The sequence below is a fragment of the Emticicia oligotrophica DSM 17448 genome, assembly GCF_000263195.1.
GTDB lineage: Bacteria > Bacteroidota > Bacteroidia > Cytophagales > Spirosomataceae > Emticicia > Emticicia oligotrophica.
The window spans coordinates 4,338,511-4,363,196 of record NC_018748.1; the positions used below are offsets into that span (position 1 = coordinate 4,338,511).

At 33.9% G+C, this 24,686-nt stretch carries 20 protein-coding genes; 2 read left to right on the forward strand and 18 right to left on the reverse strand.

Annotated elements, in window-relative coordinates:
* Positions 1 to 58: 58 nt before the first annotated feature.
* Complete coding sequence (gltB, locus tag EMTOL_RS17995) at positions 59 to 4,630, reverse strand: glutamate synthase large subunit (RefSeq protein WP_015030750.1); 4,572 nt, start codon at positions 4,628 to 4,630, stop codon at positions 59 to 61.
* Positions 4,631 to 5,158: 528 nt separating this feature from the next.
* On the opposite strand from gltB, the gene EMTOL_RS18000 reads away from it, so the two are divergent.
* Together EMTOL_RS18000 and EMTOL_RS18005 are read left to right on the forward strand one after the other, a co-directional pair.
* A complete protein-coding gene (locus EMTOL_RS18000; RefSeq protein ID WP_015030751.1) occupies positions 5,159 to 5,773 on the forward strand; it encodes a glycosyl hydrolase 108 family protein in 615 nt (204 codons plus the stop codon).
* Positions 5,774 to 5,965: 192 nt separating this feature from the next.
* Entirely contained in the window at positions 5,966 to 6,562 is a 597-nt protein-coding gene (locus EMTOL_RS18005; RefSeq protein ID WP_015030752.1) for a lysozyme family protein, read from the forward strand.
* 282 nt (positions 6,563 to 6,844) lie between these two features.
* On the opposite strand, the gene EMTOL_RS18010 is transcribed toward EMTOL_RS18005, so the two are convergent.
* The 17 genes from EMTOL_RS18010 to EMTOL_RS18090 all read right to left on the reverse strand — a co-directional run bounded on the left by EMTOL_RS18010 (position 6,845) and on the right by EMTOL_RS18090 (position 24,644).
* Complete coding sequence (locus EMTOL_RS18010; protein ID WP_015030753.1) at positions 6,845 to 8,104, reverse strand: sulfate adenylyltransferase subunit 1; 1,260 nt, start codon at positions 8,102 to 8,104, stop codon at positions 6,845 to 6,847.
* Between the two features lie 94 nt (positions 8,105 to 8,198).
* Complete coding sequence (gene cysD / locus EMTOL_RS18015) at positions 8,199 to 9,134, reverse strand: sulfate adenylyltransferase subunit CysD (protein ID WP_015030754.1); 936 nt, start codon at positions 9,132 to 9,134, stop codon at positions 8,199 to 8,201.
* A 122-nt stretch (positions 9,135 to 9,256) separates the two neighbouring features.
* Positions 9,257 to 9,934 carry a phosphoadenylyl-sulfate reductase gene (locus EMTOL_RS18020; RefSeq protein ID WP_015030755.1) on the reverse strand — a complete coding sequence of 226 codons (678 nt, stop codon included), beginning with the start codon at positions 9,932 to 9,934 and terminating at the stop codon, positions 9,257 to 9,259.
* 23 nt (positions 9,935 to 9,957) lie between these two features.
* The gene (locus EMTOL_RS18025; RefSeq protein ID WP_015030756.1) at positions 9,958 to 10,839 is read right to left on the reverse strand and encodes a sulfite exporter TauE/SafE family protein; all 882 of its coding nucleotides are present in this window, start codon (positions 10,837 to 10,839) and stop codon (positions 9,958 to 9,960) included.
* A gap of 11 nt (positions 10,840 to 10,850) precedes the next feature.
* Positions 10,851 to 12,929 carry a ferredoxin-like domain-containing protein gene (locus EMTOL_RS18030; RefSeq protein WP_015030757.1) on the reverse strand — a complete coding sequence of 693 codons (2,079 nt, stop codon included), beginning with the start codon at positions 12,927 to 12,929 and terminating at the stop codon, positions 10,851 to 10,853.
* Positions 12,930 to 13,047: 118 nt separating this feature from the next.
* On the reverse strand, positions 13,048 to 13,959 hold the full coding sequence (locus EMTOL_RS18035; RefSeq protein ID WP_015030758.1) for a ribonuclease Z: 912 nt from the start codon (positions 13,957 to 13,959) through the stop codon (positions 13,048 to 13,050).
* 58 nt (positions 13,960 to 14,017) lie between these two features.
* Complete coding sequence (locus EMTOL_RS18040; protein ID WP_015030759.1) at positions 14,018 to 14,440, reverse strand: STAS domain-containing protein; 423 nt, start codon at positions 14,438 to 14,440, stop codon at positions 14,018 to 14,020.
* A gap of 84 nt (positions 14,441 to 14,524) precedes the next feature.
* On the reverse strand, positions 14,525 to 15,403 hold the full coding sequence (locus EMTOL_RS18045; protein WP_015030760.1) for a hypothetical protein: 879 nt from the start codon (positions 15,401 to 15,403) through the stop codon (positions 14,525 to 14,527).
* A gap of 3 nt (positions 15,404 to 15,406) precedes the next feature.
* On the reverse strand, positions 15,407 to 16,420 hold the full coding sequence (locus tag EMTOL_RS18050; protein ID WP_015030761.1) for a glycosyltransferase family 9 protein: 1,014 nt from the start codon (positions 16,418 to 16,420) through the stop codon (positions 15,407 to 15,409).
* Between the two features lie 7 nt (positions 16,421 to 16,427).
* Positions 16,428 to 17,405: a glycosyltransferase gene (locus EMTOL_RS18055; protein WP_015030762.1), complete on the reverse strand. Its 978-nt coding sequence runs from the start codon at positions 17,403 to 17,405 to the stop codon at positions 16,428 to 16,430.
* A gap of 36 nt (positions 17,406 to 17,441) precedes the next feature.
* Entirely contained in the window at positions 17,442 to 18,596 is a 1,155-nt protein-coding gene (locus tag EMTOL_RS18060) for a glycosyltransferase family 4 protein (RefSeq protein ID WP_015030763.1), read from the reverse strand.
* Positions 18,597 to 18,600: 4 nt separating this feature from the next.
* A complete protein-coding gene (gene lpcA / locus EMTOL_RS18065; protein WP_015030764.1) occupies positions 18,601 to 19,185 on the reverse strand; it encodes a D-sedoheptulose 7-phosphate isomerase in 585 nt (194 codons plus the stop codon).
* The gene (locus EMTOL_RS18070; RefSeq protein ID WP_015030765.1) at positions 19,185 to 20,288 is read right to left on the reverse strand and encodes a glycosyltransferase family 4 protein; all 1,104 of its coding nucleotides are present in this window, start codon (positions 20,286 to 20,288) and stop codon (positions 19,185 to 19,187) included. The genes lpcA and EMTOL_RS18070 overlap by 1 nt, the downstream gene beginning before the upstream one ends.
* 23 nt (positions 20,289 to 20,311) lie before the next feature.
* Positions 20,312 to 21,301, reverse strand: coding sequence for a glycosyltransferase family 2 protein (locus tag EMTOL_RS18075; protein WP_305953270.1), 990 nt, complete (start codon positions 21,299 to 21,301; stop codon positions 20,312 to 20,314).
* Between the two features lie 14 nt (positions 21,302 to 21,315).
* Entirely contained in the window at positions 21,316 to 22,392 is a 1,077-nt protein-coding gene (locus EMTOL_RS18080) for a DegT/DnrJ/EryC1/StrS family aminotransferase (RefSeq protein ID WP_041694244.1), read from the reverse strand.
* Between the two features lie 58 nt (positions 22,393 to 22,450).
* Positions 22,451 to 23,695: an ABC transporter ATP-binding protein gene (locus EMTOL_RS18085; protein ID WP_015030768.1), complete on the reverse strand. Its 1,245-nt coding sequence runs from the start codon at positions 23,693 to 23,695 to the stop codon at positions 22,451 to 22,453.
* Between the two features lie 118 nt (positions 23,696 to 23,813).
* Positions 23,814 to 24,644, reverse strand: coding sequence for an ABC transporter permease (locus tag EMTOL_RS18090; RefSeq protein ID WP_015030769.1), 831 nt, complete (start codon positions 24,642 to 24,644; stop codon positions 23,814 to 23,816).
* Positions 24,645 to 24,686: the final 42 nt, after the last annotated feature.

The following is a 24,686-nucleotide window of genomic DNA, read 5'->3' on the forward strand; positions in this document are numbered from 1 at the left end:
GTGTATTTCTTTAATAATTTAGTTTATTCGTCCTCATTTCAATGAGGACGAATATTTTTTATGCAATAGCTTTTTCAGCTTCAGCTTTTTTCTTTCTTTCCAATAAAACTCGCTTGTAATCCGTTGGGAATACTTTCACAAAGTTTGGAATTTCGTTATCGAAATTAGCTAATATACGAGCAGCTACTTCACTATTGGTTTCTTTTTGGTGTTTTTCGATGAAAGATTTTAGCATAGCTGCATCTTCGGCATCAACTGTTTCTAAACCAACCATCTCTTTGTTGCATTTTGCTTCAAATGTTTTGTTTGGATTATAAACATAAGCAATACCACCACTCATACCAGCTGCGAAGTTTCTTCCAGTTTCGCCTAAAATAATGGCTAAACCACCAGTCATGTATTCTAAACCATGGTCTCCGATACCTTCAACAACTACTTTTGCTCCTGAATTTCTTACACAGAAACGTTCTCCAGCCATACCTCTGATATACGCTTCACCAGAGGTAGCACCATAGAATGCCACGTTTCCAATGATCATATTTTCCTCAGCCTTAAAAGTTGACTTTCTATCTGGATAAACAACTAATTCTGCCCCACAAAGACCTTTACCAAAATAGTCATTTGAATCGCCTTCTAATTCAAGTTTTAAACCTTTTGTTGAGAAAGCTCCGAATGATTGTCCTGCTGTACCGCGGAATTTGTAATGAATAGTTCCATAAGGAAGGCCATCACCTGCATAAACTTTTGAAATTTCATTAGAAGTCATTGCACCAATTGAGCGGTTTAAGTTATTAACCGTGTATTCAGCACTAACTTCTTGTTTACTTTCTAAAGCTGGTTTGGCATCTGCCATCATAGTCCAATCAAGTACTTGAGAAATACCATGGTCTTGCTCTTCTTGCTTGTATTGAGCTACATCCAAGGTAGTTGGCTCTTTATATAAAATTCCAGAAAGGTCAATTTTCTTATATTTCCAATGGTTAATGTCATCACGTTTTTCCAAGAATTGTGATTGACCAACCATTTCGTTAACAGTTCTGAAGCCTAATTCTGCCATGATTTCACGTAACTCCATTGCCAAGTAAGTAAACATATTTACCACATGCTCAGGTTTACCGCTAAACATTGCTCTTAACTCCTTGTTTTGTGTGGCAACACCAACAGGACAAGTATTTAAGTGACATTTACGCATCATGATACAACCCACTGAAACTAAAGCAGCGGTAGCTACACCAAACTCTTCTGCACCTAATAAGGCTGCAATTGCAAGGTCACGTCCTGTACGTAATTGACCATCCGCTTGAACTGTTATGCGTCCACGCAATTTATTTTTAACCAAAGTTTGGTGAGTTTCAGCTAAACCTAACTCCCATGGTAAGCCCGCATGACGAATAGATGAAAGCGGAGAAGCTCCAGTACCACCATCATGTCCAGCAATTAAAACCACATCGGCGTGTGCTTTCGCTACACCCGTAGCAACTGTACCTACACCTGCTTCAGAAACTAATTTAACTGAAATTCTTGCATCACGATTTGAGTTTTTCAAATCATAAATTAATTGTGCTAAATCTTCAATTGAATAAATATCATGGTGTGGAGGAGGGGAGATTAAACCCACACCAGGTGTACTATGACGAACTCGACCAATCCAATCATCTACTTTATGACCAGGAAGCTGACCACCTTCACCAGGTTTTGCCCCTTGAGCCATTTTTATTTGAAGTTCTTTCGCATTAGTTAAATAATAACTTGTAACACCAAAACGTCCTGATGCAACTTGTTTGATGCTTGAACTTAAATTATCTCCATTGGCATCTGGTTTGTAACGAATTTCGTCTTCGCCACCTTCCCCTGAGTTTGAACGACCACCAATTCGGTTCATTGCAATTGCCAAGGTCGTATGAGCTTCCCAAGAAATTGAGCCAAACGACATGGCACCAGTAGCAAAACGTTTGAAAATACTTTCAACTGGTTCTACTTCTTCTAATGGAATAGAATTTCCTTTTTTGAATTTCAACAAACCACGTAGAGTTAAAGCATCTTTCGTTTGCTCGTTGATAAGTTTTGAGTATTGCTTGAAAATTTGGTATCCTTTATCAAGGTCTTTTTCTCCAACTCTACCAGATTGTTGTAATAGGTGAATACTTTGAGGATTAAACATGTGTCTTTCCCCACGTTGTTTCCATTGATAAACACCTCCAACTTCCAAGCGTTTTACTGATTCCTGAGGTACCTCTGGGAAAGCGACTCGGTGTCTGATATTGGCTTCTTTTGCAATTTCTGCCAAGCCCATACCGCCAATTCTTGAAATTGTACCAGTAAAATATTTGTCAATTACTTGCTTATTCAAACCGATACACTCGAATATTTGTGCACCTTGATAAGATTGAAGCGTTGAGATACCCATTTTTGAGAAAATCTTCAACAACTCTTTATCAACTGCTTTAATATAATTTTTATTGAGTGTGTAATCATCAAATTCTCCTTCGATTAATCCTTTCTTATTCATTGAAGAAAGTGTTTCAAAGGCCATATAAGGGCAAATGCCAGAAGCCCCATATCCAATTAGAGTTGCAAAGTGATGAGTTTCCCAAATATCACCAGCTTCTACTAAGATTCCAGCCTTACCACGAATTCCTTTTCTAATTAAATGATGATGAATGGCTGCTGTAGCTAACAATGACGGGATAGGAGCGTGGTCACTATCAATCGCACGGTCAGACAAAATCAAGATTTCAAATCCATCTTCAATCGCATCTTCAGCATAACGACAAATACGCTCTAATCCAAATTCTAGTGCTTTTCCAATATCACCTGCTTTTGAATTAAAGTAAGTATTAATAGTTTTTGCTTGGAATCCTTTGTAATCAACAAATCGAAGTTTATCAAACTCTTCAATCGTCAATACTGGTTGGTCAAGTTGAACCATACGGCAGTGAATTGGCGATTCTTTGAGAATATTTTCGTTTGCCCCAACAAATGAAATCAATGACATAATCGAACGTTCACGAATTGAGTCAATTGGTGGGTTGGTAACTTGTGCAAATAATTGCTTGAAATAGTACGATAAGTGTTGGCTTTGGTCTGAAAGAATTGCCAAAGGAGTATCTACACCCATTGAACCAATCGCTTCAGCACCTGTTTGGGCCATTTGAGCAAGAATCATGCGAAGGTCTTCTGATGTAAAACCAAAGGTAATTTGGCGTTTCAATAAAGTATCTTCGCTGTAATGTTGGTATGGGCGAATTGATTTTGGAAGCTCAGTGGTTTTGATTTTGTTTTCATCTAACCATTCTTGGTATGGTTGTCGAGAACAAATATCAGCTTTAATTTCTTCGTCTGGAATGATACGGCCTTGTTCCATATCTACTACAAACATTTTACCCGGCTGTAAACGTCCCTTAGATACTACTTTCTCTTGGTCGATATCTAATACACCAGCTTCAGATGCCATGATAACAGTATCATCGTTTAATACCCAATAACGAGATGGACGCAGACCATTTCTATCGAGTGTAGCACCTACCATTTTTCCATCAGTAAATGAAATTGAAGCCGGACCATCCCAAGGCTCCATAATGGCCGCATGGTATTCATAGAATGCTTTTCTTTCTTGGTCCATTGCTTCATTGCCATCCCAAGCTTCAGGAACAAGCATCATCATTACATGCGGTAATGAACGGCCAGAAAGATATAGTAATTCAATTACATTATCTAATTGAGCAGAATCAGAGTTTCCTGCATCGCAGATTGGTAAAATCATATCCATTTCTTCTTTCGTAAAGAATTCAGAAATGAATGATTTTTCTCCAGCACGAATCCAGTTTACGTTCCCTTTTACAGTATTAATCTCACCATTATGTGCAATAAAGCGGAATGGTTGAGCCAATTTCCAAGAAGGGAATGTGTTTGTAGAGAAACGTGAGTGAATAACTGCAAATGCAGATGTAACAGATTTGTTTGATAAATCTGGGAAATAATATTTTAATTGCTCTGTCGTTAATTGGCCTTTATAAGAAATTGTACGGCAAGATAACGATGAGAAATAGAAATGTTCTTTAGCTCCAACAACTGCATCTTTAATTACTCGAGAGGCATATTGGCGTAGTATGTATAATTTTCTTTCAAAATCAATTTCTTCAGTAATATCCACTGGACGTTTGATGAATACTTGTTCTACTTGTGGTTCAACTGAACCTGAACCTTCACCAAGAATATCTCCTTTGGTATCAACAATACGGTATCCGAGTAACTCTAAACCAAGTTTTTCAATTTTACGATTCAAAATTGCACGACATTCTTCACGCTCGGTTTCATCCATTGGGAAGAAAATCATACCAACACCATATTCTCCTATTGGTGGAAGATGGAAATTGAGTTTACGGCATTCATCTAAGAAAAACTCATGAGGTATTTGGAGTAAAATACCTGCTCCATCACCTGTGTTAGGGTCGCATCCACATGCACCACGGTGGTCCATGCGTTCGAGCATTTTAATCGCATCGGCTACAATCCCGTGCGACTTGCGTCCTTTCAAATGAGCTCTAAAGCCAATACCACAAGCGTCGTGCTCAAAATCTGAGCGATATAAACCTTGTTGTTGCTCTGTAACTTGTTCAGTTTCAGTCATCGTACAAAAAAATAGTGATTTAAAATTGTACCTAACGGACGAAGCATGTTGTTAAACACGAAATGCTTTGTTTTCCGACAGTGATTTTGTTGTAAAATTGTAATTATCTACGACCCATATAATCTTTTGAAACGTATATGTATAGCTTGAGTATAGATAAACACATTGCAATATAATACCAAATTTATTTGGCATAACAACATTTAAACCAAATTTTCTTTCATACTCGAAAAATACTTGTTTTAGCAACAATTATTATAAGAAAAGTCCAAAGGCATTGGAGTGATTTAGTTTTTAAATGAGTATTTGTGCTTAAGTTCTGCCATTATTGCTAACAATTTGGGGCAAAATAACAATATTAGGCATGCATCCTAATATTGTACATTTTCTGGATTCTTGAATTTTAAACAATAGTAGAAATAATATAATTAAAAGAAGAAAATTTAAAAAATGCATAACAAAATTTGAATAAGTGCTTGATAATCAATAAATTAAATTTATCTTTGTGCTTCACCATCAAATTAATATATGACTTTTCAAAAAAGTAAATTATTAACAACACTTCTTACATTACTTACAATTCAATTTTCATTTGCTGCTTCTTTCGATAAATATTTTCCAAAACTAATCAAATTTGAAGGTAACGGATATGGTATCCATCAGCCTATTTGGGGAAGCAAACCATTTACAAAAAATCAAGCTTATTTAATCTACAAAACACATTATTGGGATAAATACAATGCTTCATTGTTTAAAGACCAAGGTGTTGCAGAAGTATTTATTGACCAATTAATTAATGCAGGCGTAGGTAAAGAGTGCGTTCACATCAAGGCTTTTGAAGCAATCATTGGTGTTAGACAAGACGGATATCTTTCTTTAAATGATATTAAAGCAGCGAATAAATTCAAATCTCCTGAAAAAATTATTAATCCTTACATAAATTACCGATTGTATTTTTACAAAGGGAGAAAAAATGCTAGTCGAAATAAAGGTTGGCTTAGTCGAGCAAAGAGTTTTGCCATAAGAGACAAGGCCGGAAATATGCTAGCCAATTATCTAGTACTGCCAAAAATGCTCGAAAAAGTTGAAATTCCAATCAACAATTGCGAATTCGAAGCAGAAGAAGTTGTGTTAAACAATTGATTTTAGAAACTCCTTAAATACTATCAATTATTTTTTTTCGTTAAATAGTTGATAGTATTTTTTTGTTCATTTTATGTGTCCCTACCAAGAAATAGCTCTACTTGATTAATTTATTGCCTATCAAAAATTTCTACTTTACTATTTAGCGGTACAGTTTTTGTATTAATACAATTAACTGTAAATAATTATAAAATGAATCTTAAGAAAATAATTTTAAGCTTATTTGCTATTAGCTTTTTATCAACAATTTGCGTAGTTTATGTCAATCAGGCGGCGTCTTTCAGTAAATATGCTCCTAAGTTACTCAAATTTGAAGGCAGTGGATATGGTATACATAAGCCTATTTGGGGCAATAAAATGTTTACAAAAGAAGAGGCTCTTTACATTCATAAGCATTACTACTGGAATAAATTCTTAGGGCCTCAGTTCAAAAGTCAGGAGGTTGCAGAAGTATTAATTGACCATTTGATTAATGCAGGAGAAGGTAAAGAAAATAGAAACATCATGGCTTTTGAAAAAATAATTGGTGTTCCTGAGAATGGCGTACTTACGCTAAGTGATGTTAAAGTTGCCAACTCGTTTGAATACCCTGAAGATATTGTCAATCCTTATGTAGAGTATCGATTAAGATATTATCGTTCAAGAAAAGATGCCAATGTAAATAAAGGATGGTTTAAGCGTGCTAAATCTTTTTACATGCAGAAATCTGAACGTGAGGAAGAAGCAACAATTGTTGAAGACTATATTGTTTTGCCAAAGGAGCAAATAAGTAATACTGATAATCGTTAGAGTTTCTTATTAAATGGAAGTAAATTTTCAATTAAATGAGCAGAATTTGCCCTAAATGGGCGTTATACTGGAGGAAATTTATGTTTGGATCTACTTAAAAGCCATGGTGTCTGCATTTTCGAACGATAATAACTCCTACTAAGCGTTTTATTAGTTTTAAAATTACTAACTAAAAGGATTTGGAGAAAAAAAAAGACAGCCAATTAGCCGTCTAATTTTTATCTAACCTAAACTAATAGAATGATAGTTTGGTTGATGAATATGGTTTTAAAAATAGTTTTTTTATTCGACAAATCCAACTCCAACCGTTCCATTACTACTTTCGTCAATTAAAATGAAAGAACCGTTTGCTGGATTGTCTTCATATTTATCAGCAAAAACTGGGCTTGCTGTCTTTACACTAATCCAACCAATTTCGTTGAGTTTTAAGCCTCCATCTGCCGGTGCAGTATTGCTCAATGACATATTTTTAATATCAATTACTGAATTAATTTTAGTAACTTTTGCTTTAACTCTATTGATTCCGTGTTGAAGCAAGTAAGTTTTACCAACTGTAAGCATTTGGCTATCTAACCAGCAAATTTTTGCATCAATTTCTTTTCTAGATTCTGGTTGTTCACCAACTTTAACCAGCATATTTCCTCGACTTACATCAATATTGTCTTCAAGAGTAATTACCACTGATTCTTTTGATTTTCCAACTTCCAGTTCGACACCAAATTTCTCAATAGTTTTGATTTTACTGATTTGGCCACTCGGAAGAGCTTCTACTAAATCACCTATATAAAAGCTTCCACTGGCAATTTTACCAGCATAACCTCTATAATCATGGAATTCTTCTGTTTTTGGTCGAACTACATGTTGAACAGGGAACCGAGCTTGTTTTGTGCTTAGTTCAGCATTCTGTGTTCCGTAATGTTCGAGTGTTTCTAAAAGTGGCTCGCCTTCGTACCAAGGAGTTTCAGTAGATTTTCGAACTAAATTTTCTCCATAAAGTGAAGAAATTGGAATAAATTTCAAGGTTTGTCCTTCAAAACTTACTTGTTCGGCAATAGCTAAAAGTTCAGATTTAATTGATTCAAATCTTTCTTGACTATAGCCAACCAAATCCATTTTATTTACAGCCACAATGATATTCTTAATTCGAAGCATTGAGGATATGTAAAAATGGCGTTTGGTTTGTTCCACAACACCATTTCGTGCATCAATCAAAATAATTGATACTGAGGTATTTGATGCACCAGTTACCATGTTTCGCGTGTACTCAAAGTGTCCTGGCGTATCAGCAATGATGTATTTTCTGTTGGGCGTGCTGAAGTAAATGTGAGCCACATCAATCGTGATACCTTGTTCACGCTCTGCAATTAAGCCATCTGTCAATAGTGATAAATCTAAGAAATCAAGGCCTTTTCGCTTTGAGGCCGATTCAAGTGCTTCGATTTTATCTTTTGTGATTGAATTTGTTTCATATAACAAGCGGCCGATTAGAGTACTTTTACCATCATCTACCGAGCCAGCCGTAGCTATTCTTAATATGTCCATAATTATTGAAGCCTAAAGAGAAAAATTAAATCTTTTTAAAAGATTTGACTGAAATTTTGTTTGATAAATGTAAACGTAAATACTGTGAAGAATATTAAAAATACCCAGCTTGTTTACGTTTTTCCATAGCAGCTTCCGAGCGTTTATCGTCAATTCTTGCTCCTCTTTCGGAAATCTGTGCTGATAGAATTTCTGAAATTACATCATCAATATTATCTGCCGTAGATTCAACGGCCGCAGTACATGTCATATCTCCAACAGTGCGGAATCTCACTTTTGATTGATAAGGCACTTCATCTTCTGATTTGTTAATAAATTCTGAATCTGCCCAAATCATTCCATCACGCTCAAATACTGCACGTTCATGAGTAAAATAAATAGAAGGAATTTTAAGCTTTTCTTCCTTAATATAATTCCAAACATCGAGTTCTGTCCAATTTGAAATAGGGAATACCCTTACATTTTCACCTAACTCAATTTTTCCATTAAGCATATCAAATAATTCTGGACGTTGTTTTTTTGCATTCCACTGACCAAAATCATCTCTTACCGAAAAAATTCTTTCTTTAGCACGAGCTTTTTCTTCATCTCTTCTTGCACCTCCAATACATGCATCAAATTTGAATTCTTCAATGGCATCTAATAAAGTGACTGTTTGAAGTGCATTTCTACTGGCATATTTCCCAGTTTCTTCCTTAACTTTCCCTTGCTTAATTGAATCTTCAACATAACGAACATGAAGTTCTAAGCCTAATTTTTCAACAAGCCAGTCACGGTATTCAATTGTCTCAGGAAAATTATGTCCTGTATCTACATGAAGAAGTGCAAAAGGAATTTTCCCAGGATAAAATGCTTTTTGTGCTAACCTAACAACTGTGATAGAATCTTTTCCACCTGAGAATAATATAGCTGGTTTTTCAAATTGAGAAGCTACTTCTCGCAAAATATAGATTGCTTCATCTTCCAATTCTCTTGGAAAAGAGCTATCATTTGCTTGATAAACCGTTGTTTTTTCTGAAAAAGTACTCATTTAAAGAATAGTGATTAACGATTTACGAATAAATAGGGTAATTGGCCTAAAAATTCGCTTAATTTATATTAGTTGGTGCGTAAATGTAACGCAAAAATATAGAATGATAAAATATGAAAGAATCATCCAGCGTGTAGGCCGCACTCTTTTTTTGATTCTTCCCACCACCATCGGCCTGCTCTTGGGTGTTCATGTGGTTCAATAGCTCTTGTACAAGGTAAACAACCAATACTTACAAAACCTTTTTTATGCAATGGGTTATCAGGGACTTTGTTTTCTGCAATGTATTTCAATACTTCTTCATACGTCCAATGTATTAAAGGATTAAATTTCCAAACCTTGTTACCTTCGTCCCATTCCCATATTTTCATATCGTTTCTATTCTCAGATTGTTCTGCACGAAGGCCTGTAATCCAAACTTCAGCTCCTGCTAAGGCTCTTTTTAAAGGTTCGATTTTTCTGATAAAACAACATTCTTTGCGGTTTTCGACAGATTCATAAAAGCTATTAGCTCCTTTGTTAGATACAAGTGCTTGAATTTTCTCAGTATTTGGGTAAAATACTTCAATATTTTTTTTGTATCTCGAACGAGTTCGGTCTATTAGTTCATAAGTTTCTTGAAATAAACGACCAGTGTCAAGGGTGAAAATGTTAATGCCAATTTCATTTCTGAAAATGGCATCAGTAATTACTTGGTCTTCCTGTCCAAAAGAAGTTGAGAAGACAACTTTACCAGGATATTGATTGGCTACAAAGCTGAGTCCTTCGGGTAATGAATATTTTTCTAATATTTCAATCATTTTGTAATTTCTTCAAGTGTTTATCACAGCCAAGCTTTGGCTAAATTCCAAATATTCAATAAAACAACCAATACTCCTACTGAAATCATGATTGTTTTTGGTTTGAATAATCTAACTAAAAATGCACCAAGCGGAGCTGCAAAGATACCACCAATGATAAGTCCGGCAATAGCTTGCCATGCTTGAATATCAATAAAAAGCATAAATACACCTGTGCTAAAGAAAGAGACAAAAAACTCTGCTGTATTGACTGTTCCTATTGCTTCTTTCGGGGCATTTCCTTTACTAATTAAATTTGAAGTAACCAATGGCCCCCAACCACCACCACCAACGGAATCAAGAAATCCACCTATTAGTCCTAAAAGTCCTAAGTTTTTGTTTTGGGGTTCTGGTGGTCTTTGTTTAAATGCCTTTGAAATAATGATACTACCCAGAATAATCATATAAATAGAAATGTAGGGCTTTATCATTTTTCCATCAAATACATCAGAAATAAGGTATGCACCCAACATAGCTCCTAGCACACCAGTAATAACAATTCTGAAAAATAATTTTTTATCAATATTACCAAAATAGATATGTGAAAGCCCCGAAACTCCAGTTGTAAATACTTCAGCAGTATGCACACTTGCAGTGGCGTATGCGGGTGGAACACCCAGACCCAAAAGCATTGATGTACAAGATGCACCGTAGGCCATTCCAAGGGCACCATCTACTAACTGAGCTAAAAATCCAGCTCCGATGTAATAAACAAGAACGGTATCAAAATTAAAATTAAAGCTATTTATTCCCGAAGTAATTCTGTAAACCAAAATTCCAATTAGTGAAACTTTCATAAATACCATTGCATAGGCAATGAATTTCATTTGTATGTTTTCACTTAATGCTAAAGCAATTCTTTTCATAGGTTAATTTATTAGGCAATTTCTAATTTTAATGTTTCTCTTACAGAAATTGCTTGTTTTAAGAAATCTTCTGCTGTTTCAATGAAATCTATGGCAAAATCTTTTGTTGGTTCATTTTTATTGATTTGTAAAATCTGTTCTTTTACATTGCCACCAAATTCATTTTCAAAATGTTTATCAAATTCCGAAATAATACCGTGTTGAGTACTACAATTGATATTCTTGTCAAGTAATAAGGCTTTTGCAGTATTTACTTGCGATTGATAAGCATAATAAATGGCATCGGCTAAACGATTTTCATTGAAAGCTTCTTTTGCCCATTCTATTTTTTCTTCTGATTCATAGAATAAAGTAGCCACTAAATCAATGATTACACTAGCACATTCTCCGACCCCAATTTCAGTTTGGAAAATCTCATCTCGACCCCAATCAACGAAGTCGGTGTCAATGAGATTAGTTAAATCTGCCAATGGTTTTAAAAGATTATAGAAATATTTCTCACCTTGACGCTCATAATAGTCATTGAAGTATTCTCCTTCTAGACCATTGGTTTCATAATCGTTTAAAACTGTACGGAGTAATTGAGGCCCTCTTTTGCTTGGAACTTTAATTACTTTGTCAGCAATTCTTCCTTGACCGTTGCCGATAGTTCCGCCTCCTAATAATACTTGTAACGCAGGTAAAACCTTTCCTCCAGCTTTTAACGAGCTTCCATGAAACCCAATATTGGCCATGCTATGTTGCCCACACGCATTCATACACCCTGAAATCTTGATTTGCATTTTGTTTTCCTCAATCAATTCAGGGAAATCTTCTTTCATCACTTTTTCTAATTCAAGCGAAATACTTGTACTATCAGAAATAGCTAAGTTGCAGGTATCAGTACCAGGACAGGCTGTTATATTGACTATACTATTGGCACCAGGTGCAGCTAGGTTGTGCTCGCTTAAAATTTCGAAGACTTTCACTAAGTTTTCTGCTTTTACAAACCTAAGTAATAAGCCTTGGTTTACGGTTACTCTTACATCATCAGCAATATAATTAGCTAATTTGGCAGAAAGGCTACGTGAAACTGTGCTAGAGATATTTCCAAGTGGAACTCTTACAAAAACACCATAATAACCCGACTGCTTTTGTGCAAAAGCATTGGTTTTGAACCAATTATTAAACTCAACTGAATCTTTTGTTGCAATTTCTGAAGAAACTGAAATACTGTCGTTTTTATCAAATTCCTCAGTTTTGATTGGGTAAGTTTTTACTTTCAATGAAAGTTTTTCTTCTTCAACTAATTGCATGAAGGCTTCAAAACCAATTTTTGCAATTAAGAATTTTAAACGTGCTTTATGACGAGAGTTTCTTTCTCCGTGGCGGTCAAAAACACGCAGTACTGCCTCAATAAAAGGAATAATAGCTTCTTCTTCTAAAAATTCATAAGCTGTATGTGCTAATTGTGGTTGTGCTCCTAAACCTCCACCAAGCATTATTTTGAACCCTCTTTTGCCATCTTTAATTTTAGAAATAAATCCTAAATCGTGCATGTAGCTAAGAGCGGTATCAGCATCTGTATTTGAGAATGACATTTTAAATTTACGGCCCATTTCTTGACAAACGGGGTTACGTAAAAAGTATTCAAATGTGCTATGCACGTAGGGGGTAATATCAAAAGGTTCATTTGGGTCAATTCCTGCTGTTGGTGAACCAGTAATATTTCTTACCGTATTTCCACAAGCTTCACGAAGGGTGATATTATCTTGTTCGAGTTTTGCCCATAATTCTGGTGTTTTTTCAAGACTCACAAAGTGAATTTGTACATCTTGACGAGTTGTAAAATGAAGGTTTCCTGTCGAGTATTCATCTGAAATATCTGCAATTCTATTCCATTGTTTCAGGGTCATTTTACCGTAAGGTAATTTGATTCTGACCATTTGTACTCCTTGTTGGCGTTGCCCATATACTCCGCGTGCTAATCTCAGACTACGAAACTTTTCCTCATGAATTTTTCCTTCACGGAATAATCTGATTTTACGCTCTAAATCAATGATGTCTTTTTCGACTAATGGGTTTTCTAACTCAGTTCGGAAGCTTTGCATATATCAATTCAATTTTACTTGGGCAAATATATATTAAATCTATAATAATTATAGACTATATGGGTAATTATTTTTGAAACTTATTAAATAAGTACAATAAATACTTTAAAAAGAAAAATTATACCTTATAAGTGGTGTTTTCTTCGGCCAATAATGTATTTGCGAAAACTGATTTTGCTTCCTCAAGGTGGGTCTCGAGGGTTTTGTAACGTGAAGAATAATGCCCAATAATCAACTGTTTAGCATTTGACATTTGAGCGATTTTTGCGGCTTGTTTGGCGGTTGAATGATTTGTTTGTTCGGCTCTTTTCGCCTCAGATTCAGTAAATGTAGCTTCGTGATAGATTGTATCAATACCTTGTATTTGGTTGACTTTCAATTCGTTAAATGCAGTATCTGAACAATAAGCGAATGATTTGCTTTGTCCACCGGGAACTGTAAAATCTTTATTTTTATACGTAACCCCAGTAAGTTCGTCAAAAATATCTAATCCATCTTTTAGCATTTTCATGTATGGGATAGGAAAATTTGAAGGTAATTTATCTGCAACTATTTTGCGTTTAGATGCTTTTGAACGAAATAAAAATCCACAGCAAGGAATGCGGTGTTGAAGTGGAATTGTTTCTACGGTAACTAGATTAGTATCTAAAATTTGATTTATTGATTCAGTATTAGTTTCAACAAAAATTATTTTAAAATGCAGTCGAGTATCTGAATATTTGAATTGGGTAGTTAAAATTTCGTCAAGCCCACGAGGAGCAAATATGGTTAATTCTTCTTTACGTTGATTGAGATTCCAACTTGAAAGTAAGCCAATTAATCCAAAGTAATGGTCGCCATGAAGGTGGCTGATAAAAATATGTCTTATCCTTGAACTTTTAATTTTATTTTCAAGTAACCGATACTGAGTTCCCTCGCCGCAATCAATCAAAAATGATTCGTTTTCAATAGAGAGAAGAAATGCAGAGGGATGACGATTTACAACAGGAGTCGCTGAGCCAGTACCTAATACTAAAAATTCAAAATTCATAAATAGTTTGTGCAAAAAACCACTGAATAACACATATCCAGTGGTTCAATAAATAGCATTAAAATTTACCTTCTGTAAATCCGTTTTCTTCACCCAAATCAAACTCATCATCTTCTTCTTCACGAAAATCATTTTCTAAATCATTCATGAAAACTGCATCAATTCCTTCATCAACCGTTGGAAGAAGTACGATTTCTGGTATTTTTTCACCATCAATTAAGTCAAGGATATCATCATCTTTTGTACAAACAATAAATAGACCATGCTCACTGCGGCAAACTTTGGTTGCTTTTCTAAGAAGCGAAAGACCTGATTCATCAATTTCCAAAACCTTTGAAAAATCAAGAATCATATTCATAAAACCTTCACGGTAAAGTACAACAATTTGTTTTTCTACCTCAGCAGTGATTGATTTATCGAATTTATTTTCTTCTATTTGAATAAGTGCGTAATGTTCGGTTTTTTCAACTGAATAAGTCATATTGTTGTTAGCTTTTTTTGCAAATTTACAGCAAAAATTTATTTATTGCTTAGACTTAATTACTTTGAGTAGAAATTTATTTACTTAACCTAGTATTTTATCAATGAGTGTATCAACTTGATTATTGATTAAACGAATTTTCCGAGCAATTGTTTTACCTAAAGTTGGCTTGTTTGGGTCATTAATTCCAAAAGCTGGTTGAAACTTCAATAATTTTTTATAAGAATAATTGTTAAGTTCTGTATCATATTCCTTTGAAAACTCCATTTTTTTGTAATTCAAAGAAATTAAATTTTGCTCCTTTTTTAAAATTTCAAGATTTCGTTCAGGTAGATTCCAATACCCAACATTTACTCCCTCATTTTTTAGAATAAACACTTCTTCAAACATTGCAGGCACATGTTCCAACCAAAGTTGGTCGGCGTTCATGCCTTTACATAAATTGATAAATCCTTTTTTACGAGTATTATTGCCCCACCAAGATAAGAATCGAAAAGTTTCTTCAGTATTTTTCAATCCGATAAAACCTGAATGATAAATACCTGAGTTTAGGATTTGTTTCTCATCTGGATGCTTGTTGGCAAATAATAATTGCGGTGTAATCAAAATATTAGATGTTTGCAGAATATCTTCAATAAATTGTAATGATTGGAAAACCAAGGATGTACAATCTATATATAATAAAGTTTCAGATTTTTTTAGGAAATATTCCGCAAAAAATGGTTTGCAATTGGCCAACAACTCCTCATGCGTATAGCGATGAGACATTTCGTTGAAACCTTCAATGCCTAATTCCTGAACTGGAATAATCTCAAATATGGTTTTGAATGTTTCATTAATTTGTGAAATTTCATCAACCAATCCAATAGAAAAAGTAGCATTTGGATTAGTTTTCTTCAAAGAATCACCCAAAATACAAGCATTTGCTAATTGATTAATATGGCAAATTGTAAAAATATTCATTACTTAAATTAGTTCTTTTGATTTGATAACCTCTAAAACTTCTGAAATTTCAATTTCAGAGCTTGGTCCATTTGTATTTCTAATAATCGTTGCGGTTTTACCTGATTTATAGCCTCCTGAGTAGGGAATATGGTTGACAAAATTAGCAAGTTTTCCAAGCATAATTATGCCGTAAGTGCCAACCGCATTGGCCAAGTGGGCTGGCCCACTATCAATGCCAATGTATAATCTTGCTCTTTTGATTACCTCGGCAGTTTCTAAAAGACTTAATTTTCCACAAAGATTGATATAGTTTTTTGAATGAATTGCCAATTCGCTTGATAATCCTATTTCAACAATAGCTATATCGTATTGTTCAATTAGTTGATTAATGAGTTGTTGCCATTTTGACGCATCCCAATTTCTACTATTTTGTGCAGACTGACAATGAATTACAATAAATTTAGTGGGTAAATTCAACGAATCAATTTTTTGAACTTCCGAATTTGAAAAGTACAAAATTGGTGTTTCATCAATTAATTCAATGCCTGCAATTTTTTGTTGGACTTCCAGCAAATTTCCATGAAAATAATAATTTTCAATGGTTATTCCTTTTTTATCAGCCACTTCATTATCAACAAAAACATTACAGATTTCGCAGTGACTATTATTTCTAAATTGGAGATTATAAACAGTATCAAAAATATTTGCTCCCAATATTTTTTTTCGATGATTGGCACAAATATCTTCAAAAATAATATCAATATTGGGGTTGTTTTGAACGAGTTCTTTAAAAGCTGGACGAACAAACCAAATGATTGTTGAATTTGGATGCTTTTTTCTGACTTGACGAGAAAGTGGTTCTCCTGCAACGATATCTCCAAATTGTTGAGTTAACGCAATTGCTACAAATGGTTTTCTATGGTAAAGTTTTTGAACCTTGAACCAAAGAAAATCTATTATAAAATGAATGTTTACCTTTAGTATATGAGAATATTTTTGGTAACGATGTTTCCAAAGTGCAATGAATTTTTTCATTTTTTGATTAATCAAACATTAATGCTAGCTTTTCTAAAGGAATTTTTAGATATTTTCTCACTCGCACCAAACGTTGTACTTTCTTTGGCTTCACATAATCGCATTTGAAGTTTTTCCAATAAAGCTCGTTATTCTTAAGCAATCGCTCTCTATATAAATCGAATAAAGGAATAATATCTGGTCTTTCAGTAAAGTTGATTCTATTTTGATATTTCGAAACCTCTTCTGGTTTGGCTATCAGATACCCACTGTAATGAAAAAACTGTAGAGGAATCGTTTGATTAATGTACCAATTTCCATCTTTTGAAGTACAGTGCCTTTCATGAAGATTCCAATAAGCAACATTATAGCCTAAGTGTTTATCAATCAGTACATTATTAAAGTATGCAGGAAAAAACTCCGCCCAATGTTGGTCAACAAAAAGCCCTTCACATAAATTAATCACACATTCTTTAGCTAATTTATCGCACCACCAATCAATCATTTTTTGTGCTTCAGATGAACGGTTGATGGCAACAAATCCAAAATTAAAAACCCCCGTATTCACAACATCTTCTTCATTTTGCCATTTGTCATCGTTGTATGGGGTAGTAATATGCGGTGTTACAATGATGTTGTATTTTTGAAGATTTTGTTCTAAATGAGTAAGTTTATCGAATACAATAATATCGGGGTCAAAATAAATAATATTACTTATTTCAGGTCGATTTTTTAAGAAATAATCAAAATAATAAGGTTTTACAGCGGTATTTAATTCAGTAATATCATAGCGTTCGCACATACCCGCAAAATCTGGAATGTTAATTTTATCCACTTCCAATAATTGATAGGCCGGTAATTTTGAAACTTCTATATCTTTAGTGTCGAGTTTATCTACCAACCCAATGATATACTCAAATTCTGGGTTTAAAGCATGAAGTGAATCACCAAGTGTATGTGCTTGGGCTAAATAATTTACCGAACAAAGTGTAAAAACAAGCGTCATATTATTTAAGCAAAATAAATTGCTATATATTTTCAATTATATAGAAGCCAAAAGTTGTTCTATTTTTAAAACTGAGTTTTCAAAACTGTATAAATTCAAAACTTTTTCCTTAGCTTTTTCTCCAAGGTGCTTTGCATAAATCTGATTATTATTGAGTTTAATTATGCTCGATGCCATAGCGATTGTATTCAAATATGGTACAATTATACCAGCATCTTCCTCAATAAATTCACTACAACCACCTGTTTTTTCAAATCCAATCATTGTTTTTTGAGCCAAAGCAGCTTCGAGCATCACTAATGGAAAAGGGTCTTCTCTTGAAACAATAGTAAAAATATCCAAACAATTAATTAATTCGATGGCATCGGGTGTTTGCTCAATAAGTGTAATTTTATCTCCAATTCCCATTTTAGCTATATCATACGAAACTTGTTCATAATATTCGCCTTCTTTTTTTACGCCAATCCAAATGAAATGATACTTTTCGTTAGAAGTATTTAAAATTTGATTAATAACTTGAATGAAAATATCTATACCTTTCCTCCATTCGGCATTTCCACAGCCACCAATTAAATGACAATTTTCGGGTAAATTGTATTTAATTTTGATTGATTCTTTGTTAGCTTCTGAAAGACGATGTAAAATCTTTTCATTATCAACAAAAGAATGAATAATTGAGGTTTTATTTTCATCAACTCCATGTACGGTAATTAAATTCTCGGCAACAGCTCTCGAACAAGCAATTATTTTAGTTGAATTTTTGAACAGAAATTCGCGATCAGATTTATTTGAATATAATTGAATTGAAAATTCTAATTCATGAATATGCGTAATCAGTGGTGCTGATAAATACTTTTTAATTAGTGGTAGTGCATGGGAAGTTGCAATGGTATTGGCATAAATATAATCAAATGAGCTTTGTTGAAGTTTTTCAAGCAGCAGTTCTATTTGATTTTGTTCATTTCCTTTGACAAATTTCCTAAAAGTTCTTTTTAATCCATTCGAAATATGTGCATCATCATTCCAATAGTGAATAGGACATATTTTTGAAAATTCATTCTCTAAAACACCTCCATCAAGTAGCAATAATTGCATATTGATACCTTTGGATTTCAAATATTTCATGATATTCAACAAAAATAGCTGAGCACCCGCACGGTTAGCATCATGACTTACGAAGAGAATATTCATCAATTTAAGAATTTAAGACTTTCTTTTCAATGAGCATAATTAGAATATGAATAACCTTGATGTGGATTTCTTGAATACGGTCGGCATATCCAAAATGTGGAACTCTGATTTCTACATCAGCTTTATCCGCTAATTTGCCGCCATCTTTTCCAGAGAAAATAACAACATTCATCCCTTTTTCACGGGCAGCTTCAACAGCATTGATAATATTTTTAGAATTTCCACTGGTGCTGATTCCTAATAATACATCACCTTCATTTCCTAAACCCTCAATAAATCTTGAAAAAATATAGTCAAAACCATAATCATTCCCAACGCAAGAAATATGACTTGGGTCGGAAATAGCGATAGCAGCCAATGATTTTCTATTATCACGATATCTTCCGGAAAGCTCTTCAGCAAAATGCATGGCATCACAATGAGAACCACCATTTCCACAAGAGATGATTTTTTTGCCATTTTTGATAGCATTTGCCATCAAATCTGCTACTTTTTCGATGTTTTTAATGTTCTCTTCAGAATTAATGAAGTTATTAAGAACTTTACTTGCTTCTTCTAATTCTGCTAAAATTGCCTGGTAGTTATTCATTATAAATCAAATAAGTTATCCCATTTAGAAATCTGATTTTGAATGTCAAAATCTAAGGCTCGATTTCTAAGGGTGTTATTATCAATGTTTAATTTTTTCTCTTGAATTTGTGCCATTGCGTCTCCTAAATCTTTTGGGTTAAAACTATCGACACATAAGCCCATTCCATTTTGAATAAATTCAGCAATTCCACCCGAATTATAACCAACAATTGGTTTTTCGAGGTAAGCTGCTTCAATCATTACAAGAGGGAAGGGGTCTTCTTTGGCGGTTAAAACAAAACCATCTGAAATATTGAGATAATCATAATATTCAGCCGATTTTTCTCCAATTTCGATGAAATTAAGTTTTTCAATCTTAGTTCGCTGACGAATATAATGCAACACACCTGTTTGTTTTACACTTCCTAACCACACAATATAAGTATTTTGAGGTAAATACTGAAATAAATCGCAAATGGTATCATAACCTTTTCTTAGATTCATCGAGCCAGACATTACCCAAACAAATGCATCGGAAGGAATACCAATTTTATCACGGATTGATAAAGCAGACTGCTTGATTGAAATGGTTTGCGTATCAATAAACGAATGAAGTAGGAGGGTATTTGAATAACCCATTTCACTGATTCTTCTTTCGACTATTGATGAACAGCAAATAATTCGAGCGGCATTATCAAGCTGAAATTTGAAATCATCGAATCTAATTTCATCGTAAATGCTTACCAATTCATGCACATGTAAATCATAGGGTACACCCACCTTTTGAGCTAAACGTGCAAATTGAGGCATTGTTATTGTGTTTAAATACCATCTATCAGCTTTGATTTTCTTTTGAATATCCAAAACTTTCTTTTCCTCAGGCGTAATCTTAAATATTTTATGGTAGATGCCTTCGTAAATTTGGTAAATAAAGCTTCGCCTATTATTATTTATAAATGTTTGGTCAGCAGTTGATTGTGTAGCAAATAATTCTCCGTTCAGACGAGTATAAATGGCTGATTTTATTTTACCAGAAAGATGCTTCAATAAATACCAAAGAAGCATTTCTGAGCCAGTGCGGCCACCAGTAGGTGTAATAAATAAAACTAATTTTTTACTCATTTACTGAATCAATTGGGTCTAAATTATTTAGATAATTTATAGAAAGTGGGCTTTTTTAAGATGATATTCCAGAAATAGTTTGAAAATATACCTATCATTTTGGCAAATTTCTTCTGATTTTCAAGTTCGGAAAATGGATTTTTTAAATGGATACAATTTGAAACTATTTTCATTAGGTAAAAAGTCGGAACCCATAGCCAATAATGCAGCATCAGTAAAAAATATTGAAACGCACCAAATTGTTTTCTAATCCAGACTAAATTTGAAAGCTGGATTTGATGGTCAAATCTATTAAAATAGGTGTAATTTTCGGCCTCTTTGTATCTTTCTGGTTTGCTTCCCCATTCTTCATGAATGATATTGCAATCATTAAAAACCAATAATTTACCTAATTTACTTAATCTATAGCCCCATTCAACATCTTCACCGTACAAGAAAAATTCTTCATCCAATCCACCAGTTTTTTCAAAACCTTCTTTCCTGACCATCAAAAATGCCGCGGCAATGTAATCTACTTGTTCGGGGTCTTGATATTGCTTTTGTTTGAAAAATCGGTCTAACTGATTTCTAAATTTTGGCGGGACAATCCAAAAGTCTTTTCTAAAAGTAAATGTATGATAAAATGTCCTTGGAGTTAGATCGGGATAAACTTGATTAGCTCCACCAGCAATTGCATCCGGTCTTTTTTCTAAATTTTCTACGCAAATATCAATGACTGGTTGGTAAAGTTTTGTGTCTGAATTTAATAGCAATAAGTATTTACCTTTAGCTATTCTCATTCCAGCGTTATTGGCTCTTGCGAATCCTGCATTATAACCAGTTGATAACCAAGTGATTTTAGGAAAATATGACTTGACGTAACCTTCATCATCGCCTTTTGAGGCATTATCTACAATAATTATTTCGTAGCTTACTTTTGAAGTAAATTGTTTGATTGTTTTGATACATTCAACAATTAATTCAGGTGTACGATAATTGACAATTATGATAGAGACTGTTACCAAATGACCCAAGATTTAAGTTTTGATTAAAGATTACTATTGATGATTTGTGTAATTCGCTCAACATCAGTTAATGCTAAATCATAATAAAGAGGTAAAGATAAGGCTCTTAATGCAATATTTTCCGAAACTGGACAAGGATTATAAAAGTCCAAATAAGGGAGTTGATTAAGTGAAGGATAAAAATATCTTCTTGGTATAATTTCTTGTTCCTTCAAAGCCGCAGTCACTTGAAGCAATTTTTCTTCCGATTCTAAAATTACTGGGTAATAAGCATAGTTATACGTAAATCCTTCAATATTGTTTGATGGGCGACTCAATTTACTCCAGTTCAATAATGAGTCATATTTCTCCGAAATGATTCTTCTATTATTGATGATATCGGCTACCTTTGGTAAGTTACAAAGACCCATTGCGGCATGAAACTCTGAGTTTTTACCATTGATTCCCATCATGTAATAATCATCATTCTTATGCCCAAAACTTCTATAAAAGGCTAATTTTTTAAGTAAATCCTCATTATTGCAAATAATTGAGCCACCTTCGATGGTGTGAAAAACTTTAGTAGCATGGAAACTACAAGTAGTAATATCTCCAAATGAAAGAACTGATTTGCCTTTGTAGGTAGCACCAAAACCATGTGCACCGTCGTAGATTACTTTAAGGTTATATTTTTGGGCAATTTTTTCAATTTTTTCAACATCACAAGGTCTGCCATAAACGTGCGTAGCCAAAATACCACTTGTTTTCTCAGTAATAGCAGCTTCGATTAAATTGGCATTTATGTTATATGTATTTGGTTCAATATCAACGAATTTTGGTTGAAGATTTTCCCAAAGAATAGAGGTGGTGGTAGCACAGTAAGAAAATGGTGTTGTGATAATTTCACCAGAAAGTTCAAGTGCTTTCAAAGCAATTTGTATCGCAATGGTTCCATTGCCGACAAACAACAAATTTTCAACGTTTAAATAATCTTTTAGCTTATTTTCTAATTCCCTAACTAAAGGGCCATTATTCGTAAGCCAAGTATTTTCCCAAATACCTTTGATAATCTCTTGGTATTCTTCTATTGGGGGTAAAAACGATTTTGTTACGTTTATTATCACTTTAATGAGCCCAAAAAGAGCATGAAATTAAATTGAACTAAATTTTTTAATTTAACTATACAAGTCCATCCATTTTCCAAGTATGAACAGGTATATTGATTGGTCTAACGGCCCCAGGCCATTTGCCATACCAATTAGTGCCTTCTCTCCAATCTGCAACATCAAAGCTAATTGCATCTTCCATAAAAAAGATTGGGTCTGAAGTATCTTTTACAATCATGGCTGAAATGTAATAAGAGCCATCATTTAAAAAGTTTGCAGGAATTTCTAGCGTTCCTTTAATTAAACCTTTTGAGAAAGTTTTTGCTTGACTTCCAACATTGAAAACACATTCGCCTGTCATACTATATAAAAACATACTAAGGTTTAAATGAGCAGAATCGAGCATATTCCAAAACTCAATATTTATTTTCAACGGAGTACGAACATCAATATTTTTACTTCCAGAGATATATTCTGGCACTACTTCAATATTTTTTATTCTTACTTGGTCGTTTCCCGGAGCATTTTCTGGAGAATCCCAATTTTGTTGAAGTTGAAACTTAGAAATACTTGTCATATAATCATGTAAAACTTCGCCAACTTCCCCGTATTTAACTAAGCTACCTTTTTGTAAAAAGGCTGCTTTATTGCATAATCCCTGAATGGCTGTTGAATTATGGCTAACAAAAAGAATGGTTCTGCCACTGCTCGAAACATCTTTCATTTTTCCCAAGCACTTCTTTTGAAATTCAGAATCACCTACCGCTAAAACTTCATCAACAATAAGAATTTCTGGTTCGAGATGAGCCGCAATAGCAAAGCCCAAACGTACATACATACCTGAAGAATAACGTTTTACAGGGGTATCAAGAAACTTTTCGATTCCAGCAAAATTGACAATTTCATCAAATTGAGCACGAATTTCATGTTGCTTCATGCCCAAAATTGCACCATTCAAGAAAATATTTTCTCTACCAGTTAATTCTGGGTGAAATCCCGTTCCTACTTCCAATAAACTAGCCATTCTACCATTAACCTTCACTAAACCATGTGTTGGTTCGGTAATTCTACTAAGAATTTTAAGTAGAGTTGATTTTCCAGCACCATTTGAGCCAACAATTCCAATTCTATCGCCTTGTTCAATATCAAAGCTTACATTTTTTAATGCCCAAAAGACTTCCTTACTTTCTTCTTCCTCTTTCGAAGTAAATAACTCAGTGAAGAAACCCGAAACACTTTCTTTGAGGTTTTGGTATTTCTTCTTTTTGTGACTAAGAATGTACTTTTTGGAAATATTTTCAATCGAAATTGCTTTCATCTATATTTTACTGAAAACTCTTGTTCGGCTTTCTGGAAAATGTGATACAAAATTAATAGCTGGTATTGAATTCAATTAGAATGAATCATTTGTGAATTTGAACGAAATCAAAATCTACCTACAAATGGTCAACAAAAGAATTTTCATTTTTACGGAAAAACCAAATGGAAAATAGTACGGATACAACTACAAAAAACAGCATAGGTATGAAACTTTGCCAGTTAAAATTTGAAAAGTCGTCTAATAAGCACCATCTAAGTCCATCAATAGCTCCCGCAACAGGATTTAGGTTATAAATAGGATACCACCATTCTCTACTCACTCGTTCACTTGTGTAAGCTACTGGTGAAATAAAATAACCGAATTGAACTACAAAAGGTATTATCTGAGCAATGTCCCGGTATTTTACATTCAACACTGATGCCAGAAGCCCAGTACCAAAAGCCGCTAAATAAGCTACTAATAAAAAAAATGGAGCGAAGATGATATGCCAGCTTGGAATAAATTGATAATAAATGCAAAATATAAAAAACATTGCAAATGCAATCATGGCATCAAGTAAGCCTACCAATAAAGAACTAAATGGAATAATTATTCTCGGGAAATAAACCTTAGATACTAGATTACCATTGCCCACAATGCTATTACTTATCTGAGATAATGATTGCGAAAAAAACAACCATATTATTACTCCCGGAATCACAACCAACATGTATGGAATAGAAGAATCATTTTCAAGTTTAGCAATTTTCCCAAAAGCTAATACCATTACTAGAGCAGTCATGAGTGGCCTTATTACTCCCCATGCTACACCAAGGGCAGTTTGTTTGTAGCGTACCATCACATCTCTTTTACCGAGAATCCAAAACAATTCTCTTTGACGCCAAACTTCTCTCCAATAGTGTAAGGCAGATTTTCCTGCTTTTATTACGACTTCGTTGTTTTCCATTAATTTTTAACTAAAAAGGAGGGCAAAAGTAATATTTTTGAG

Bases quoted from the DNA above. Each gene is read 5' to 3' on its own strand.
- cysD (WP_015030754.1), bottom strand. From the start codon at position 9,134: ATGAGTACTTTTTCAGAAAAAACAACGGTTTATCAAGCAAATGATAGC.
- EMTOL_RS18035 (WP_015030758.1), bottom strand. From the start codon at position 13,959: ATGAATTTTGAATTTTTAGTATTAGGTACTGGCTCAGCGACTCCTGTT.
- EMTOL_RS18030 (WP_015030757.1), bottom strand. From the start codon at position 12,929: ATGCAAAGCTTCCGAACTGAGTTAGAAAACCCATTAGTCGAAAAAGAC.
- EMTOL_RS18085 (WP_015030768.1), bottom strand. From the start codon at position 23,695: ATGAAAGCAATTTCGATTGAAAATATTTCCAAAAAGTACATTCTTAGT.
- EMTOL_RS18005 (WP_015030752.1), top strand. From the start codon at position 5,966: ATGAATCTTAAGAAAATAATTTTAAGCTTATTTGCTATTAGCTTTTTA.
- EMTOL_RS18090 (WP_015030769.1), bottom strand. From the start codon at position 24,644: ATGGAAAACAACGAAGTCGTAATAAAAGCAGGAAAATCTGCCTTACAC.
- EMTOL_RS18020 (WP_015030755.1), bottom strand. From the start codon at position 9,934: ATGATTGAAATATTAGAAAAATATTCATTACCCGAAGGACTCAGCTTT.
- EMTOL_RS18045 (WP_015030760.1), bottom strand. From the start codon at position 15,403: ATGAATATTTTTACAATTTGCCATATTAATCAATTAGCAAATGCTTGT.
- lpcA (WP_015030764.1), bottom strand. From the start codon at position 19,185: ATGAATAACTACCAGGCAATTTTAGCAGAATTAGAAGAAGCAAGTAAA.
- EMTOL_RS18050 (WP_015030761.1), bottom strand. From the start codon at position 16,420: ATGAAAAAATTCATTGCACTTTGGAAACATCGTTACCAAAAATATTCT.
- EMTOL_RS18070 (WP_015030765.1), bottom strand. From the start codon at position 20,288: ATGAGTAAAAAATTAGTTTTATTTATTACACCTACTGGTGGCCGCACT.
- EMTOL_RS18025 (WP_015030756.1), bottom strand. From the start codon at position 10,839: ATGAAAAGAATTGCTTTAGCATTAAGTGAAAACATACAAATGAAATTC.
- EMTOL_RS18055 (WP_015030762.1), bottom strand. From the start codon at position 17,405: ATGACGCTTGTTTTTACACTTTGTTCGGTAAATTATTTAGCCCAAGCA.
- EMTOL_RS18000 (WP_015030751.1), top strand. From the start codon at position 5,159: ATGACTTTTCAAAAAAGTAAATTATTAACAACACTTCTTACATTACTT.
- EMTOL_RS18040 (WP_015030759.1), bottom strand. From the start codon at position 14,440: ATGACTTATTCAGTTGAAAAAACCGAACATTACGCACTTATTCAAATA.
- gltB (WP_015030750.1), bottom strand. From the start codon at position 4,630: ATGACTGAAACTGAACAAGTTACAGAGCAACAACAAGGTTTATATCGC.
- EMTOL_RS18060 (WP_015030763.1), bottom strand. From the start codon at position 18,596: ATGAATATTCTCTTCGTAAGTCATGATGCTAACCGTGCGGGTGCTCAG.
- EMTOL_RS18010 (WP_015030753.1), bottom strand. From the start codon at position 8,104: ATGGACATATTAAGAATAGCTACGGCTGGCTCGGTAGATGATGGTAAA.